This window comes from Paenibacillus sp. BC26, assembly GCF_900116125.1.
Lineage (GTDB): Bacteria > Bacillota > Bacilli > Paenibacillales > Paenibacillaceae > Paenibacillus_Z > Paenibacillus_Z lignilyticus.
Window position 1 is genome coordinate 206,262 of sequence record NZ_FPAD01000002.1, and the last position, 16,835, is coordinate 223,096.

The 16,835-nt window shown below is 51.5% G+C and carries 15 protein-coding genes; 6 read left to right on the forward strand and 9 right to left on the reverse strand.

Features of this window, described 5'->3' with window-relative positions; all coding sequences use genetic code 11:
- Nucleotides 1-810, forward strand: coding sequence for a histidinol-phosphatase (locus BM412_RS17310; protein WP_091221022.1), 810 nt, complete (start codon nucleotides 1-3; stop codon nucleotides 808-810).
- A 154-nt stretch (nucleotides 811-964) separates the two neighbouring features.
- Entirely contained in the window at nucleotides 965-1,879 is a 915-nt protein-coding gene (locus BM412_RS17315; protein ID WP_091221025.1) for an EamA family transporter, read from the forward strand.
- Between the two features lie 9 nt (nucleotides 1,880-1,888).
- On the opposite strand, the gene BM412_RS17320 is transcribed toward BM412_RS17315, so the two are convergent.
- Nucleotides 1,889-2,728 (reverse strand): DUF695 domain-containing protein, encoded by an 840-nt coding sequence (locus BM412_RS17320; protein WP_091221028.1) that lies wholly within the window; start codon nucleotides 2,726-2,728, stop codon nucleotides 1,889-1,891.
- A 225-nt stretch (nucleotides 2,729-2,953) separates the two neighbouring features.
- Between BM412_RS17320 and BM412_RS17325 the strand changes: the two genes are divergently transcribed.
- Entirely contained in the window at nucleotides 2,954-3,262 is a 309-nt protein-coding gene (locus BM412_RS17325; RefSeq protein WP_091221031.1) for a winged helix-turn-helix transcriptional regulator, read from the forward strand.
- A gap of 542 nt (nucleotides 3,263-3,804) precedes the next feature.
- Here the strand turns inward: BM412_RS17325 and sdhB are convergent.
- Genes sdhB through BM412_RS17345 form a run of 3 tightly spaced genes read right to left on the reverse strand, consistent with a single transcriptional unit; the run spans nucleotide 3,805 to nucleotide 7,030 of the window.
- Nucleotides 3,805-4,572 carry a succinate dehydrogenase iron-sulfur subunit gene (gene sdhB / locus BM412_RS17335; protein WP_091221036.1) on the reverse strand — a complete coding sequence of 256 codons (768 nt, stop codon included), beginning with the start codon at nucleotides 4,570-4,572 and terminating at the stop codon, nucleotides 3,805-3,807.
- Nucleotides 4,573-4,586: 14 nt separating this feature from the next.
- Nucleotides 4,587-6,332: a succinate dehydrogenase flavoprotein subunit gene (gene sdhA, locus BM412_RS17340; protein WP_091221039.1), complete on the reverse strand. Its 1,746-nt coding sequence runs from the start codon at nucleotides 6,330-6,332 to the stop codon at nucleotides 4,587-4,589.
- Between the two features lie 26 nt (nucleotides 6,333-6,358).
- A complete protein-coding gene (locus BM412_RS17345; protein WP_091221042.1) occupies nucleotides 6,359-7,030 on the reverse strand; it encodes a succinate dehydrogenase cytochrome b558 subunit in 672 nt (223 codons plus the stop codon).
- A 229-nt stretch (nucleotides 7,031-7,259) separates the two neighbouring features.
- Here BM412_RS17345 and BM412_RS17350 point away from each other — a divergent pair, with 229 nt between their 5' ends.
- A complete protein-coding gene (locus BM412_RS17350) occupies nucleotides 7,260-8,153 on the forward strand; it encodes a LysR family transcriptional regulator (RefSeq protein ID WP_091221044.1) in 894 nt (297 codons plus the stop codon).
- 777 nt (nucleotides 8,154-8,930) lie between these two features.
- Here BM412_RS17350 and BM412_RS17355 read toward each other — a convergent pair.
- On the reverse strand, nucleotides 8,931-9,593 hold the full coding sequence (locus tag BM412_RS17355) for a potassium channel family protein (RefSeq protein ID WP_091221046.1): 663 nt from the start codon (nucleotides 9,591-9,593) through the stop codon (nucleotides 8,931-8,933).
- Nucleotides 9,594-9,862: 269 nt separating this feature from the next.
- On the opposite strand from BM412_RS17355, the gene BM412_RS17360 reads away from it, so the two are divergent.
- Together BM412_RS17360 and BM412_RS17365 are read left to right on the forward strand one after the other, a co-directional pair.
- A complete protein-coding gene (locus tag BM412_RS17360) occupies nucleotides 9,863-11,476 on the forward strand; it encodes a CPBP family intramembrane glutamic endopeptidase (RefSeq protein ID WP_091221049.1) in 1,614 nt (537 codons plus the stop codon).
- Between the two features lie 176 nt (nucleotides 11,477-11,652).
- A complete protein-coding gene (locus tag BM412_RS17365; RefSeq protein ID WP_143111646.1) occupies nucleotides 11,653-11,925 on the forward strand; it encodes a hypothetical protein in 273 nt (90 codons plus the stop codon).
- A 39-nt stretch (nucleotides 11,926-11,964) separates the two neighbouring features.
- Here BM412_RS17365 and BM412_RS17370 read toward each other — a convergent pair whose 3' ends face one another.
- From BM412_RS17370 to uvrC, 4 genes are all read right to left on the reverse strand, one after another.
- Complete coding sequence (locus tag BM412_RS17370) at nucleotides 11,965-12,942, reverse strand: ABC transporter permease (protein ID WP_091221055.1); 978 nt, start codon at nucleotides 12,940-12,942, stop codon at nucleotides 11,965-11,967.
- The gene (locus BM412_RS17375; RefSeq protein ID WP_256256488.1) at nucleotides 12,935-13,882 is read right to left on the reverse strand and encodes an ABC transporter ATP-binding protein; all 948 of its coding nucleotides are present in this window, start codon (nucleotides 13,880-13,882) and stop codon (nucleotides 12,935-12,937) included. The genes BM412_RS17370 and BM412_RS17375 overlap by 8 nt, the downstream gene beginning before the upstream one ends.
- On the reverse strand, nucleotides 13,882-14,688 hold the full coding sequence (locus BM412_RS17380; RefSeq protein ID WP_091221057.1) for a GDSL-type esterase/lipase family protein: 807 nt from the start codon (nucleotides 14,686-14,688) through the stop codon (nucleotides 13,882-13,884). Before BM412_RS17380 ends, BM412_RS17375 begins: the two co-directional genes overlap by 1 nt.
- An 87-nt stretch (nucleotides 14,689-14,775) precedes the next feature.
- The gene (gene uvrC / locus BM412_RS17385) at nucleotides 14,776-16,731 is read right to left on the reverse strand and encodes an excinuclease ABC subunit UvrC (RefSeq protein ID WP_091221060.1); all 1,956 of its coding nucleotides are present in this window, start codon (nucleotides 16,729-16,731) and stop codon (nucleotides 14,776-14,778) included.
- Between the last annotated feature and the right edge of the window lie 104 nt (nucleotides 16,732-16,835).

A 16,835-nucleotide genomic window follows, 5' to 3' on the forward strand; every position in this document is an offset into this window, starting at 1 on the left:
TTGAAATTCGACTTACATACGCACCACTTCCGGTGCGGGCATGCAGACGATAATATTGAGGATTATATCAAGGCAGGCATCAAGGCGGGTCTGGCCGTCATCGGAATTTCAGATCATTCTCCTTATTTTGCCAGCGACCAAGAACAACCGAACCCCGGCATTGCCATGGGAAAAAGCGAATTTGTTCGTTATGTAGAAGAAGTGCTGCGGCTCAAAGCCAAATATGAAGGCACCATCGATGTCCTGCTCGGCGTGGAGTCCGATTTCTTCCCTCAGCACGCTCAAGTTTATCGCGATGTCTATGCCGGTTATCCGTTTGATTACATTATCGGTTCCGTCCACCAGTCGCGCGGGGTCAGCATCTTCAACCGCAATCGTTGGAAGAACCTCTCTGAAGAGCAGCATATCGACGAAAAACGCCATTATTACGAGCTTATCGGCCAATCCGCCCGCAGTGGCATGTTCCAAATTCTCGGCCATATCGATGCGATGAAAGGCTATTACCCTGCATTCTCCGCCATCGCTGCGGATGAAGCGATTGACGATTGCCTTAAAGTCATTGGCGAAAGCAGCGTATCCATCGAAATCAACACCTCCGGCAAAACCAAAGATGCCGGCGGCTGGTATCCGTCCGATGCGATATTGGAGCGCGCCTTGCATTTTGGCGTAACGGTATCTTTCGGGTCTGATGCGCATAAGCCGAGCCGTGTCGGCGAAGATTGGGAGCTTGTTGCGAAGCGTCTGAAGGAAATCGGGTTTACGGAATGGTTTTATTACAAGAACAAAAAGCCGGTTCGTGTTGCCCTGTAGATAAAAAAGTGGACCTGCACGCGGCAGGTCCGAAGTCATATATAATCAAAAGGGGGTCTTGGTTACTATAATACCCCTCCAATATGAAGGAACCATAACAGAACCATTTCATTTGTGTAACATTTAATATTCATCCGGATTGGTGGAAATTGACATGTGGTTTGCAGCAGCCGTCGGCAGTGCGGTACTGTTCGGGTTGGCTGGCTGGTGGATGAAGGTGTCCCAGATGCAGAGCGGTTCCTCCGCGTACCTGCTTCTGGGTCTTTATATTTCCGGGACCTGCGGATTTGGCATTCACGCCGCATTGGAGCATACCCTGCTGCCGTCGCTGGCTGATCCGCGCGTTTGGCTTGCCGGCTTGCTTATCGGTGCAGGCTCCGCTCTAGGGAACGCGCTCTTCATGAAAGCGTTGGAATGGGGACCTGCCAGTCTGACATCGCCGCTTACGAACATGAACATTATTCTAGTTATTGCGCTTGGCACCTTCGGCTACAACGAACAACTTTCAAAAACCGAGCTTGGCGGCGTTCTGCTGCTGCTGTCAGCCGTCGTGCTTGTCTCCATGCGAGGCAAAGAAAAAGCCTTCCGTATAGCACCGCGTTGGTACTTCTACGTAGGCATCAGCATTCTGCTGTTCGCGATTCGCAATGGCGGGCTGAAGGTCACAGGTGATCTTGGACTGGGCAGCGCTCCGATCTTATTCGTCGCTTACAGCTTGTCTATTGTATGGTTTGCCGTTGCTGCGCGCCAAGAGCGAACCCGCAGATCTTCGCTCGGCAGTTTACGCGCAGGTCATGAAGTCGTTTCAGGTCTCATGCAGAAGTCGCTTCGCGCTGCTTCGATCGGAATGAAATGGGGGCTGATCGCCGGCCTGTTCTCCTATGGCGGACTGCAGCTTTACGCGATCGCGCTCGAAACGGGACGTGCCAACATAGCCGGTCCCATCTTCGCCGCCAACAGCTTGGTTGTGGCCGCAGGCTCCATCATCTTATATCGCGAGCGCTTGAACGGCTATCAGTGGACGGCTTTCGTGCTGACCATTGCCGGACTTGTCCTAATACGGCTCTAGATACTAGTTTTATTCGGAGTTGCGTCTCAGAAAAAGTTTGCGCAGCGTTGTTTCAAAGGTACTCAGGTTCCGGCGTATGAATCGGCGGAACCGCCCTGCTGCGGACAGCTTCATCACCGAACCCCATCCATCGTAACGCCCTCCGCTGCCTGCCAGCAGCGAATGAAGCTCACGTACGCGTTCATTGACCGTATCAAGCCGAACGTCCTCGAAACGGCTGATCACGAGCGGATAAGGGTAGCCCTGCTCGGGATTTCCTTCCTTCTCCTTCTCGATGACATAACCAAGTCCCTTGAGCATCGACTCAATCTCGCGCCTGTCATCGTCCTCACGAAATAACAGCCAATGATACACGTTCCGGGGCTGTCCGATATTATCCCCTTTATGAATCAGCGCATAGATCATCTGTGCATTGTGCACGAACAGCTCCTCCAGCGCATCCGGCAGCATGAACCTATAAAATTCCCACTGCGGATCTGCTTTGCGATAGACCTGTGCTCGGAAGGGCCAGTTCTGATCCAGCCAAGCATGAATCGCCGGGAGGTCAGGGCTCTCCCCCTTCGTATAATAATAAAACTCCAGCCGCGTCGCGGCATTGATGCGCCCAATATAAATGGCCTCTTCAGTACTTTTAAGCCACTGTTCAAGCTTGGACTCCAACTGCTCCAATTGTTTGACAAAATCCCGATTCGAACGATTGTGCGCACGAACCGGATATAAGTTAATCGTAATCGAAAGCAGATCCGTGTACGGCGTGAGTGGTGCGGAATTGCGAAATCCGACATTAATCAACACGCGCAGCTGCTCCGATTCCGTCCGACGTTCATAAAATCCCCAGTTGTCCGACATCCGGCACCTCAATATCGTGGTATGATAATATTCTATAGCATCTTAGAATTATTTCGGCTATACTTGCGAAGTTCATAAGTTTTTTGGAAAAATACCCCATCCGTTTCCAACTAACTTAAGTATAGTATATAATGAATGAAAAGCATTTGTCTTCTCTTGGCGAATTGCCCTCCCTTTTGAAAACGTCATGTGCTACAATAGAATCATTGAAAGTGGGGTGATAACGTGGATTATTCCAAAATGTGCCCAAAGTATGAATGCGCAACAGAGCTGCTCGGGAAGAAATGGACTGGCATGATCGTTCGCGTTCTGCTCGGCGGGCCGAAACGGTTTAAAGAAATGAAAGAGCAAATCCCGGAGATGAGCGATAAGATGCTCACCGACCGGATGAAAGAGCTTGAACAATTCGATATTATTAAACGTAACGTCTATCCGGAAATGCCGGTTCGAATTGAATATGAATTAACTGCTAAAGGGCGGGGACTAGAACCCGTTATCCAATCGATTCAAGATTGGGGCGAGAATTGGTGTTAGAAGCTGCCGTCGATTACGGCAGCTTTTTTACTTACGGGAAAACATCCGATAATGTTGCACCTTTCGCTAAAATAGCGCATTTCTTAACCAAATAATGTCGTCACTCAAAAAGGCGTATCCAATAGAAATTGGATACGCCTTTTTCATGTGCGACTGTTTCAAGCGACTCGGGAGCCGGTCTTTGGTCCTTGGTCTTTGGTCTTTGGTCTTTGGTAATTGGTAATTGGTCTTTGGTCTTTGGTGCGACTCTGGAGCAGCGGTGGGAACGGACGCCGCAGGCGGTACGATTTGGAGCGACTTTGGTGCGAAGCACCACGGGAGCAACGAAGCGTACCGCCTGCACGCAGTATCCCTCGCTAAGCAGAGGAGCTGCCACGAAAAGCATTTTCCCCTGCCCCAAGCAGGGGTAAAATGGAGCGACTTTGGTGCGGAAACGCAGCAACAGCTATTCCGAATTTGAGCGACTTTGGTGCGGAGCACCACGGGAGCGCAAATCGGAATAGCTGTGCGAAGTGCCCCACCACGGGAGCCCTATCTTTACCCTACATCCCCAACCATTTTTTAAACAAATGCTTAGTCGTATCTTTATTAATCGCCGCGATCGAAGTCGTCAACGGAATGCCTTTCGGACAAGAGCGCACGCAGTTCTGCGAGTTACCGCAGCCCTCGATGCCGCCATCTTCCATCAGCGTCTCCAGACGTTCTTCTTGGTTCATCTCGCCCGTAGGATGAGCGTTGAACAGTCGAACTTGCGAGATTGCCGCAGGGCCGATGAAGCTGTTGCGGTCGTTGACGTTCGGGCAGGATTCCAAGCAGACCCCGCAGGTCATACATTTGGACAATTCATACGCCCATTGACGTTTCGTTTCCGCCATACGTGGTCCGGGACCCAGATCGTAAGTACCATCGATCGGAATCCATGCTTTAACCCGTTTAAGCGCGTTGAACATCCGCTCACGGTTGATAACCAAGTCACGCACAACCGGGAACGTGCTCATCGGCTGCAGACGAATCGGCTGTTCCAGTTTATCGATCAGCGCGCTGCACGCCTGGCGAGGCTTGCCGTTGATAACCATGGAGCAGGCTCCGCAAACTTCCTCGAGGCAGTTGGATTCCCAACATACCGGAGCCGTTCCTTGACCGTCTTGTTTCTTGGGATTACGCTGGATTTCCATCAAGGCGCCGATTACGTTCATATTCGGGCGATAAGGAATTTCAAACTCTTCGGTATACGATCCAGAGTTCGGAGCGTCTTGACGCGTAATGACCAGCTTTACTGTTTTTGATTTCACTGTCGTCGCTTCCGCCATCGTTATTCTCCTTTCTATTTTTCCTTGGAGTAGTCACGTTTACGTGGTTTGATTAGAGAAACATCGACTTCTTCGTACGAAATTTGCGGGCCTTCCGGCGTCCACGCCGCTTTCGTCGTTTTCAAGAAGTCTTCATCGTTACGATCCGGGAATTCCGGCTTGTAGTGCGCGCCGCGGCTTTCGTTACGCATTAGTGCGCCAAGCGTCATCGCTTCGGAAAGCTCCATCATGTTCCACAGCTGGCGTGTGAACGCTACGCTGGCGTTATTCCAACGCGCGGAATCGTTGATATTGATATTCCGATAACGCTGCTTTAGCTCTTTGATCTTCGCGATCGTCTCTTCGAGTTTCTTGTTGAAACGTACAACGGTCATGTTGTTCGTCATCCACTCGCCGAGTTCTTTGTGCAGTACGTACGCGTTCTCTGTACCGTTCATGTTCAAGATGCTCTCGTATTTGTCGGTTTGTTCTTTCTTCGCACGGTCGTAAACGGAGGAAGAAATATCTTCAGCCGATTTCTTAAGGCCTTTGATGTATTCGACCGCTTTAGGTCCCGTAATCATGCCGCCATAGATGGCGGAGAGCAGCGAGTTCGCGCCAAGACGGTTCGCGCCGTGATATTGATATTCACATTCGCCGCAAGCGAACAAGCCGGGAATGTTCGTCATTTGATTGTAGTCAACCCACATGCCGCCCATGGAATAATGAACCGCAGGGAAGATTTTCATCGGTATTTTACGAGGGTCATCTCCCATGAACTTCTCATAAATCTCAATGATGCCGCCGAGCTTCACATCGAGCACCTTCGGGTCTTTATGGGACAGGTCAAGGTAAACCATGTTCTCGCCGTTGATACCGAGCTTCTGCTCGACGCAAACATCGAAGATTTCACGAGTCGCGATATCACGCGGAACAAGGTTTCCGTATGCCGGGTATTTCTCCTCAAGGAAGTACCAAGGCTTGCCGTCTTTGTACGTCCAGATCCGTCCGCCTTCACCGCGCGCCGATTCCGACATCAGACGAAGCTTGTCGTCGCCCGGAATAGCCGTCGGGTGAATTTGAATGAATTCGCCGTTCGCATAGTGAACGCCTTGTTGGTAAACCGCGCTCGCGGCGGTACCTGTGTTAATGACGGAGTTCGTCGTTTTGCCGAAAATAATACCAGGGCCGCCAGTCGCCAAAATAACGACATCCGCAGCGAAGGTATGTACTTCCATGGAGCGAAGATCTTGAGCGGATACGCCGCGGCAAGCGCCCTCGTCATCCAGAATAGAGCCGAGGAATTCCCAGTGCTCGTACTTCGTTACAAGTCCGGCTGTTTCCCAGCGGCGAACCTGCTCATCCAGTGCGTACAGCAATTGTTGGCCTGTTGTAGCGCCCGCGAACGCAGTACGGTGATACTGAGTGCCGCCGAAACGGCGGAAATCAAGCAAACCTTCAGGCGTACGGTTGAACATAACGCCCATCCGGTCCATCAAGTGAATGATGCCCGGCGCTGCGTCGCACATTGCTTTTACCGGTGGTTGGTTCGCAAGAAAGTCCCCGCCATAAACGGTATCATCGAAATGCTCCCAAGTGGAGTCGCCTTCACCCTTCGTATTCACCGCGCCGTTAATGCCGCCCTGCGCACATACCGAGTGCGAACGTTTAACGGGTACAACGGAGAACAGATCGACATGAACGCCCGCTTCTGCCGCTTTTATAGTAGCCATTAGGCCGGCCAAACCGCCGCCAACGACAATAATTTTGTTTTTAGCCATTACATTAATCGCTCCTTGTCTCAAACTTAAACGAGATTCGTCAATTGCAGAGCAGCAGAGGCCGCCTCTTTAAATTCATCGCCGCGGAAAGCGCCAAGCGACAACAGGAACATCACCGCTACAATGACGAATACACCCATCCAAAGGAATGAGGAGATGCGTTGTGCACGCGGTCCGACTGTAATGCCCCAGCTAACGAGGAATGCCCACATCCCGTTGCTGAAGTGGAACGTTGCTGCAAGAACACCGATCACATAAAGCACGAAGTATAAACCGTTGCTTGTGATGTCGTGCATTAAGTTGCCAAGTTCCTCATGCTTCACTTCACCGAGCATAACTTGCAAACGGGTTTGGTAAAGATGCCAGAAGATAAAAATAAACGTAATTACACCGGTTATACGCTGAACAGCGAAAGCCCAGTTACGTCCATATTTGAACTGACCGGTATTCAGGTTCGACTGATAAGCAACATATAATCCATACACGCCGTGGAACAACAGCGGCAGCCAAATGCCGAACAATTCCAGGAAGAAAACGAGCGGAAGATCATTCAAGAACTTGATGCTATCCGAAAACCCCTGTGCTCCACCCTCATAGGCCGAATAGTTTGTAATCATGTGCTCAATGATGAACAAACCGAGCGGAATTACTCCGAGTAAGGAGTGGATCTTACGCGATAAATACGAATTTCCTTTCATAACTTGTACGTTCTCCTTTCCAAACTGTGGGGTAGCATTCGCCATAATTCGCCAAAACCATTCTCCATTGTAACGCTAGCCCCAGAGGGCGTCAATAAATAATAGATTTACACATTATGGTGGCACAGTACACATGATACTCCTTTTATGCTTATAATGGAATTGCTTATTATTCATTAAACGTTATACCTTTTTTGCATATAGACTCAAAATTGCGAGGTGAACGCTGTTGTTAGATGAGTTACATGTCTTTGCCGTTGTCGTGGAGCAATCCAGCATGAACAAGGCTTCCGCCGCGCTGAATTTGTCCCAACCGGCCCTCTCCCGCAAAATTGCCAAACTGGAGCAGGATCTTGGCGCTTTGCTCTTCCGCCGAATCGGCAAACGGCTTGAGCTGACTCGAATCGGACAGCTTACGTACGAGTATGCCATCGAGGCCAGGCAGCAGCATCTGCGCTATCTCAGCTTAGTCGCCGATTATAAAAGCGTTGGCCGCTCTACATTAACCATCGGCGCAAGTCTCACGACGCTGCAAACGACTTTGCCTGATCTCATTCAAGCCTTGACCCTCCGCAGCCCCGAGCTCGACATCAAGGCTATCACCGGCAAGACGCATGAGATCGTAACGCTTGTCCGAGAGCGCAAAGCCGATCTGGGCATTGTCGCTTCGCGCATCGATGACCCGCAGCTCAAATGCGTGCCTCTCTTCGACGATCATCTTGTGCTGGTGCTGCCGCGCAATCACTTCGTCATGGATAAAGGCTTGCCTGTTATTAGCGATTTAAACGCGCTGCCGATGATATTGTTCTCCAAAGGCACATGGTACCGCATCCTGACCGATGAACTGTTCGAAAAATACCGCTTGCTCCCCGATGTGCGAATGGAAATCGACTCCTTCGAGGCGATTCTGCGGCTGCTTCATACTTGCCGCGCCGCAACGCTGCTGCCCAAATCCTATTTGCGGCCGGAGATGCTTCAGGATAACGATCTCCTCGTTATTCCGATCCGCGAATTGGTCGAATCCAAGCGAACGACTTCGCTTATTCATGCGCAGTCGGAGAGCTTGAGTCCGGAGGTACGGCTGTGGATCGACGAGATCGCTACGCATTATAAGCGGGTGTAGCGAGATCGGAGGACTGCTTTTGCGGTAGGTTGGGATGAAGAGGTGGAGGTGCTTAGGTCCAAGGGAACTGTTTTCGTCGCTGTTGAACCCGGGAATATTGAACAATACACCTAGCGGTGTATTCCCGGTTTCAAAGGCGATCGCTAACGCTCTACAGCTAGCTCCCTTTCCCCACGCCTCTCCATCTTCATCTTCTCCGCCGCTGCGCTTCCAAGAGCAACTAGCTCTGCATTATCTGCTCCGCTGGGCGGCCGAGCGGAGCCGCAATCGCCCCGGCAGCTCTGCGGCTCATTAATCTTAGAAGTGTACAACACGCCACAATTGAGATTGCGGCTAGCTTGTGCTCAATGCGCCGGTCATGCGGCGCATTGGGTGTCAATTGAACCACGCAAAATTGCGGTTCAAATAATCCAACCGAACCGCGCCGGGTATGCAGCGTGGTTGGAGTCGCTCCCTCCCGCAACAATAAAGGACGGGGCACCGCTTCGGGTGCCGTCCTTTATTGTTGCTTCAGGGAAGAGGCGACTGGAGAGGAGCGTAACAGCCTGAAGAGTTTACGTCCTGCCTTTAAAACCGTGATCAAACCTCAGCTTAATAAGTTCATAAATGATCACGGGTTTAACGGCAGGCGGAAGGCTGTTACAACTCATCGTAAGGAGCCCTCCTCTTCCCCCGCGGAAGCGGCGCGACAAACAACAAAGGACAGAAGCCGAATCCGGCCCTGTCCTTTATTGTTTGCCATTTTCCGTATCCAATACCAAGACGAATGCTTTCTTACTAATGAATGACCGAATCTTCAAATTCCTCAATCTGCTGATTCGTGCCGATGATCACCATAACATCCTTTTCCGTGAGCACATCGTTTCCGGTAGGCGCGATGATGATGCCTTTCGGCTTATTAATCGCCACGATGCTGCAGCCAAACCGCGCACGCGCGTTTAGATCCTGCAGCGAGACGCCGCTCAAGCATTTCGGCACTGCCAGCTCGGCAATCGTGTAATCCTTAGACAGCTCGATGTAGTCGAGCAAATTCGGCGAAACCAGCTGATGCGCCACCCGAATGCCCATATCCCGCTCCGGATAGACGACGCGGTCAACCCCGATTTTCTCAAGCACACGTCCATGAAGCTCGGTCATCGCTTTGGCAACTACTTTCTTCACGCCCAGATCCTTCAACAGAATAGCAGTGAGAATGCTTGCTTGAATGTCATCCCCGATGGCCACGACACCGCAGTCAAAGTTGCGCACGCCCAATGAACGAAGCACTTCCTCATCGGTCGATTCCGCCGTGACCGCGTGCGTGAGCACCTGGCTCAAATCCTGTACGACTTCTTCATCTTTATCGATCCCCAGAACGTCATAGCCAAGTTCAATCAGCTCACGAGCCAAGCTCGAGCCAAACCGGCCAAGTCCGATAATTACAAATTGATTGATCTTCATGGTTATAAAAATCCCCTATCCACATCATGATTTCTTCTGCTTTCGACTATATAGATAATAAATCTCATATAAATGAAGTACGTAACCGTCAGGGACAAGACATCTATATAAAGAGCCGCGCCTGTCAATGTTTCACATTATAAACCGTACCTGCCCCCGATTCCAAGTAGGACGGCCTCCGTTCCATGGATAATATTGTTTCATTTATGTTAAGGTAATGAATATGGCAAACCAGTCGTCGTTCTATACTCCGAGACAGAGGTGTTCAAATGAATACAACGCAGCTCCAGCCCCACTGGAAATTATTTTCGTGGCTAGCCGGCATAGGTATCCTCATTTATTTACTCATTCAAATCGTTCCTTCCACGGCTGAGACTTTCTTCGATTCGGGCACCGAGTCAGTCATTGCGAAGAGCAAAGCGGAAGCCGCTGCCTCATCCTTTATACAGAAGCAGTTCCACGCTCACCCGGCAAGTGTGCATGCCGTACATCAATCTGACAGCCTCTTCTACGGTTACTTGGAGAAGAATAAGCTGACGAAAACCTACAATAAGAAATATGATACGAATTACCCCACGGACACGTTTCAAGTAACGGCGGAAATGCCGGATAAAAGCGAGATTTTCGTCTATGTGCATATGCAAAAAGGGACGGTAGTCGCTTGGAATCGCTTGAACGAATCGGATACCACGCCTGCGGAAGGCAAAGAGCTGACTGATGCTGCGCTTGCTTTTGCAGCCTCCAAAGGTTTTGCCAAATCATCGCTTTCCCTACATAAGACGGATGAAGCCAAAGGCCAAATTTGGTACAAAGCAGCTGACACTTCCATTGGCGGAGCACCGCTCCTTCTTCGCATTCGAGGAGAGAAGCTTGCAAACGGCAGCTTCCTGATTGCCTCCTACAAGCCGCAATTCCAAGTCCCTTCTGACTACGCGAGCTATGTGAACGAACAGAAGCGTATCGCGAATTACTTATCGACGATCGGAAGCTTGTTCTTGTCGTTTGTCTTGTTTATTCTCGCCATCATTTATGCGTCCCTATATCGGAAACACACGTCGTTCTTGCGCGGAATCGTGCTAACCGTTCTTTTCTTGGCTATGTATTTGGCGAATGATTTCAACATGACAGACGGCATTGTGGCCGGCTACGGCGAAGTCCTGAATGCGGATACCATTGCATACGTTGCAGTTATCGTAACTTGTTTGATCACCGTTATTATGGCACTCGCCGTCTACTTCTCCCTGGTAGGCGGGGACGGTCTATGGAAGGGAATGGGCCGGAATTTATGGCCTCGATTCGGCCAACCCGGGTATGGGGAGCATGTGTGGCGGAGCATGTGGCTGGGTTATTTGTGCGCGTTTATGCTGCTTGGTTTACAAACGATTATTTTTATCGTCCTGATGCAAGTAAACGGTTCATGGTCCACGACCGACGTCACCCAATCTCCATATAACCTGGCGGCACCTCTGATTTTCCCTGTACTTGCTTGGTGTGCGGCGATCTCGGAGGAAGCCGTGTTCCGGCTCTTTGGCATCGGCCTGATGAAACGCTGGTTCAAAAATTCATTCGTGGCTTCTCTCATTCCGACTGTCATTTGGGCGCTAGGTCATGTTACTTATCCGATCTTCCCATCTACCACGCGTCTTCTGGAGCTAACGATCATCGGACTAATCTTCAGCTTCTTGTTCCTGCGATACGGATTTATTACGGTATTGTTCGCTCATGCGATCTTCGACAGTGTAATGATGGCCATCTCCTTGATGTTTATGGGCTCTGCCAGTAATATCCTGGTCGGCATCGTCTATATTCTCCTCCCCATTCCGATTGCATGGCTCATGCGATTTGCGGATGCCAAGAAGAGACCGAAAACATATACCGCTTAGTTCCCTCCGCGATATCAGGTCAGCCAGCGAAATCTGGTTGGCCTTTTTTTATGCTTTCAAACGTCTCCAATTGCCTGTCCAACTATTTACCTTGCATATTGGCCTGTTCAAAAGCGCAAATTGGATAAGGCATGAACTTGCTTTGCTTGTAGATTAAATACAAAGGAGCAAATGACGTGAGAAGGATTGTAATGCTGCTGTTCGGCTTGTGCTTGTCTATTGCTTTGCTCACTGCTTGCGGGAATAACGACAATGACGGAAGACCTGAAATGAAGATGAAGTATAAGCAAGATATTCCTTTAAGGAACGATCCCGAATACAATGATCGCGACAATCGCGTGTTTGATTCCGATCGCGATGACCGTTTTATTGATGACGAGGACATCAGACTCACGCCTCGAGGAATGCCGAGAGGCAATCAGAATATGGCGCCAAATTACAATCGGTAAACAAAAGGCTCTCCCGGCAGGGAGAGCCTTTTCTATTGGCTAATAGACGTCCCTCCGCGTGAAAGAGACGAACGATACGATTAAAGCACCGATGCCCCAGAAGAGCAGCACCAGCAGCGAGAAGCCAAGCGACATGCCCGCGATAGGCGGTTCGGCATCCTGCAAGTAATCGATCAGCTCCAGATTGACCATGAACAAGTACTTCGCCGTTTCCCAGGAACCGACCATCGACCGCAAGATCGTGCCCGCAATGAGACAAGCCAGCATGATACCCATGACCGCTGCGGTTGTGCGAACCAGAACGGATAACATGAAGGTGATGGTCGCCACTGCAACAGAAACAAACCAGGCGAGTCCCATCTCCATCAGAATGAACTGCCACTGAGGTATGATGCGAACAGCGGATGTATCCAGCTCCCCGCCTGTTACCGTAAAGCCGGTCAGAACCGGCGCATCCCAGCCTTGAAAGCCAAACACGAGGCCCGAAATAATAGCTGACAGCAGGCCAAACAACGTTATGATAATCGAGACCGATAGCATGAGTGCTAAATACTTGCTGAGCAATATTCGCCAACGTTTCACCGAGCGGGTCAGCAGCACCTTTATCGTACCTGAGCTGTGCTCGGAGGATACCAGGTCAGCAGCGACAATCATCATCATCAGCGGCAGCAGAAGCGAAATGCCGTTCTCGACGAAGCCGCGAACGAATGTTGGCGCCCCCGGCTCTGAAGGGTTGACGTCCTGATCCAGGTAGTACTGCTGCTGGGCAATGCGCAAGGCCAGCTCGCCCTCATCGCCGCGTCCGCCGCCATTAGCTAGCCGGGCTTCCCAGCCGGCGATGCGCTGCTCAAGCGCGGTACGCCAATCGACATCGCCGAAGCGCTTCAGGTTCTCTGCCGCCTGCTGATACTGGGCGTAAGTAAACAATGATATGAGAATCGCGATGATGAGCGCGACAACGAACAGCCTTCGTTTGCCGGTGATCTTAATCATTTCGTTATAGACGAGGTTAACCAATGCTTTCCCCTCCCGTCAGCTCAAGGAACAGATCCTCAAGCGAAGGAAGCTTGCGGCTCATCTCGGTTACGGTCACGCCGGACTCGACCAGCACCTTATTCCACCGTCCGATTTCTTCCTCGTTGTATGGCGTCAGCACCGACTCTCCCTGTACCTCGGCTGAGCCCGCCAGCTCCCGGAGCAGCGTCTCTCCCTTGCTCATCGGCTTAAGCCGCCAGCTGATCCTTTCTTGCTGGGCCAGCAAGTTGTCCACCGTATCGACTCGGATGACGCGGCCCTTCGATATGATGGCTACGCGATCGCACATCAATTGAATTTCACTTAGCAAATGGCTCGATACGAGCACTGAAAGTCCTTCATGTTCAGCCAAATAACGGATAAACTCCCTCATCTCCCGAATCCCCGACGGATCCAGCCCGTTCGTCGGCTCGTCGAGGATGAGCAGCTTCGGCTTCCCGAGCAGCGCCTGCGCAATCCCAAGCCGTTGCCGCATGCCCAGCGAATAGGTCTTCACTTTATCGTGAATCCGTGCTGTCAGCCCGACAAGCTGTACAACCTCGTCGATCCTTGCTTCGTCGATGCCGGGCATCATGCGGGCGAAGTATTGAAGATTCCCCCAGCCGCTCAAGAAACTGTACAGCTCGGGATTCTCCACGATGCAGCCCATGTTTCCGGTCGCCTCCGGAAACTGTCGATGCAGATCGTAACCGCAAATCCGAATCGTTCCTGCTGTCGGCTTGATCAGACCGACGAGCATGCGGATTGTCGTCGTCTTGCCCGCTCCGTTGGGCCCAAGAAACCCGAATACTTCGCCTCGCTTCAGCTCGAAGTCGAGCCCGTGTATAATTTCCCGCTTGCCGATTACCTTACGGAGTCCCCGGACAGCTAAAGTAATCTCTTCATTGCCGCTAGCAGCAGTCATCCCCGTCGCCTTGCCCATCATTTGCGCTCCCCCTCCCATGTAATGAGTGACGCAACCCGCTCACCGATGAGCTTGTAGCCCTCCGCATTCGGATGAAACTGATCCCGAGCCAGATAACGCTGCACGTTCAACTGAAACAGATCCAAGGTCGGCACGAGCACCGTGTCCGGATACTCCGCGGCAGTTTCTGCCGTTTGATAATTCCAGTCCCGCACAATCTTGGTCGTTGTCTGCGTTTCCGTTAACGCGATGAACGGATTGTATAGCCCGATCAGAAACAGCTTCGAGGCAGGATTGACAGCTCGTATGTCCTTCAGCACATGATTCAATTGCTCCGCATAAGTTTCTTGAATCCCGGCAATGTTGGACGGATCCAAGTTGCCAAGCGTCTCGCCGCCTTGGAACAGATCGTTGCCGCCGGTACTGACTACGATGACATCCGCTGCCTTAAGTTCGCTGCGTACGCCAGGCTTGTCCAGCGATGCGGTCAATTCGGGAGTACGCATCCCATTGACGCCGTAGTTCTTGACGAGAATTTCTTGTCCAGCCGCTTTCGACTTCAACACGTCCACCATATATCCGACATACCCTTTGCCATCCGGATCGCCGGCTCCGCGAGTAAGGGAGTCGCCCAGTGCCACGACGCGGAACTTCCCGTCATCCACAATCGGAGTCGGCAGTTCTTCTACAGTCGAAACCGGTTCAGCTTGCTTGCCGGAATCCCCGGTAAAATAATCCTGCAATGTCCATGCCAGTCCGCCCAACCAGATAAATCCGGATATCGCGGAAACGACCATGAGACCTTGAATCCATTTCCCTTTCATCCCGTATTCCTCCGCCCATTAAGGTAACTGTTTTAAAAAACGCCAGCTCATCATAGAGCTGGCGTCCCTTTCCCGAAGGTGTTGTTCCTACTGTTCTTCCTTCAGCGCTTCAATAATTTGATTGGCGAGCTTCTCGCCGATCGACAAAGGCCGGAAATCTTCAATGCTGGCTTCTTTAATCTTCTTAATGGAGCCAAAATGCTTCAGCAGCGCCTTCCGGCGTTTCTCTCCGATGCCCGGAATCGAATCAAGCTTGGACGCCACCATCGATTTGCCCCGCTGCTCGCGGTGGAACGTAATCGCAAAGCGGTGAACCTCGTCCTGAATCCGCTGGAGCAAGTAGAATTCCTGGCTGTCCCGCGGCAGCGGCACTACTTCAGGCGGATCGCCTGTCATGAGCTGGGCTGTTTTATGTTTCGTGTCTTTCACCAGGCCGCACACCGGTACCATCAAGCCAAGCTCATTTTCAAGGATATCGAGCGCTGCGGAGATTTGACCTCGCCCGCCATCGACTATGATCAGGTCCGGCAGCGGAAGCTCTTCCTTCAGCACGCGCTCGTAGCGGCGGCGGATAACCTCGCGCATCGTTCCGTAATCGTCCGGCCCTACGACCGTCTTCACCTTGTACTTGCGGTATTCCTTCTTATCCGGCTTGCCGTCCATGAAGACCACCATCGCCGAGACGGGATCCGTCCCTTGAATGTTCGAGTTATCGAATGCCTCGATACGGCGAACCTGCGGCAGACCCAGCGCTTCCGCCAGACCTTCCGATGCACGGAAGGTGCGCTCCTCATCCCGCTCGATCAGCTTGAATTTCTCATCCAGCGTAACCTTCGCATTGTTCACTGCCATCGTAACCACATCGCGTTTGCGTCCGCGCAGCGGCATGAACACTTTCACCTTCAACCATTTCTGCAACGAATTTCGCAGCTCGGCTTCCACTGTGCCTGCTTCCGGCTCACCTTGCTCATCGCCTACAGCATGCTGCTCTGCCGGCACGGCCTCCACCTTGTACGCTACGCCTGCCTCCTGCACGCTCGCAGCCGTTTCCAGCTCCGCTTCCTGCGGCGGTGAAGGCAAGAAAATTTCCTTAGGCAGCGCCGGATTTTCCGAATAATACTGAGTCACGAACGTCATGAAATCATCATAGGCCGCGCCGTAATAAGGGAACGTCGTCGCTCTTCGCTCAATCAGCTTCCCTTGCCGCATGTACATAATTTGTACGCACATCCAGCCTTTCTCGATCGCATAACCGAAGACATCGCGGTCCATCGCATCGTTAAGCGTAATTTTCTGCTTCTCCATGACAGCATCGATGGCGAAGAGCTGATCGCGGTATTCCTTCGCACGCTCGAATTCCATCAGCTCCGCAGCTGATTCCATCTTAGCCTGCAGCGTCTTCTTCACTTCATCGTGGCCGCCATTTAAGAAACGGGTGATCTCCTGCACCATGTTCTCGTACGTACCCGGCGCAATATCGAACTCGCAAGGCGCCACACATTGCCCGATATGATAGTACAAACATACCTTGTCCGGCAGCGTACCGCACTTGCGCAGCGGATATAACCGATCCAGCAGCTTCTTCGTCTGCGTAGCCGCGAATGCATTCGGATACGGTCCGAAATATTTGCCTTTATCTTTGACGATCCGGCGCGTAACCTCAAGCTTCGGATGCGCTTCATTCGTGATTTTGATATACGGGAAGGTCTTGTCATCCTTTAAAAGGACGTTATAACGGGGATGATACTGCTTAATCAGGTTGCATTCCAATATCAACGCTTCCATATTGCTCGAAGTTACAATGTATTCGAAATCGCGGATCAAGGAAACAAGCCGCAATGTCTTTCCGTTATGACTGCCGTTAAAATACGAACGTACCCGGTTCTTCAGCACCTTTGCTTTGCCGACATAAATGATGGTGCCTTCGGCGTCTTTCATCAAATAACAGCCTGACTGATCCGGCAGCAAAGCCAGCTTACTGCGGATTCGCTCCTCGGCAAGGCGCTTGTCAGCGGCCGATTCCGTTCTCGGTTGATCCTCCATTGTCGTCCTCCTCCCGGCACATGGCTACCGTTTATTGTACCACAATGAGCCTTATTTTGCGGCAGAACTCGGCTTGCTTGGAAGCCGCTTTCGGCACAAATTTG

Excerpts from the sequence above, each read along its gene's own strand:
- BM412_RS17315 (WP_091221025.1), top strand. The coding sequence starts at position 965 with ATGTGGTTTGCAGCAGCCGTCGGCAGTGCGGTACTGTTCGGGTTGGCT.
- sdhA (WP_091221039.1), bottom strand. The coding sequence starts at position 6,332 with ATGGCTAAAAACAAAATTATTGTCGTTGGCGGCGGTTTGGCCGGCCTA.
- BM412_RS17345 (WP_091221042.1), bottom strand. The coding sequence starts at position 7,030 with ATGAAAGGAAATTCGTATTTATCGCGTAAGATCCACTCCTTACTCGGA.
- sdhB (WP_091221036.1), bottom strand. The coding sequence starts at position 4,572 with ATGGCGGAAGCGACGACAGTGAAATCAAAAACAGTAAAGCTGGTCATT.
- BM412_RS17380 (WP_091221057.1), bottom strand. The coding sequence starts at position 14,688 with ATGAAAGGGAAATGGATTCAAGGTCTCATGGTCGTTTCCGCGATATCC.
- uvrC (WP_091221060.1), bottom strand. The coding sequence starts at position 16,731 with ATGGAGGATCAACCGAGAACGGAATCGGCCGCTGACAAGCGCCTTGCC.
- BM412_RS17320 (WP_091221028.1), bottom strand. The coding sequence starts at position 2,728 with ATGTCGGACAACTGGGGATTTTATGAACGTCGGACGGAATCGGAGCAG.
- BM412_RS17360 (WP_091221049.1), top strand. The coding sequence starts at position 9,863 with ATGAATACAACGCAGCTCCAGCCCCACTGGAAATTATTTTCGTGGCTA.
- BM412_RS17355 (WP_091221046.1), bottom strand. The coding sequence starts at position 9,593 with ATGAAGATCAATCAATTTGTAATTATCGGACTTGGCCGGTTTGGCTCG.
- BM412_RS17375 (WP_256256488.1), bottom strand. The coding sequence starts at position 13,882 with ATGGGCAAGGCGACGGGGATGACTGCTGCTAGCGGCAATGAAGAGATT.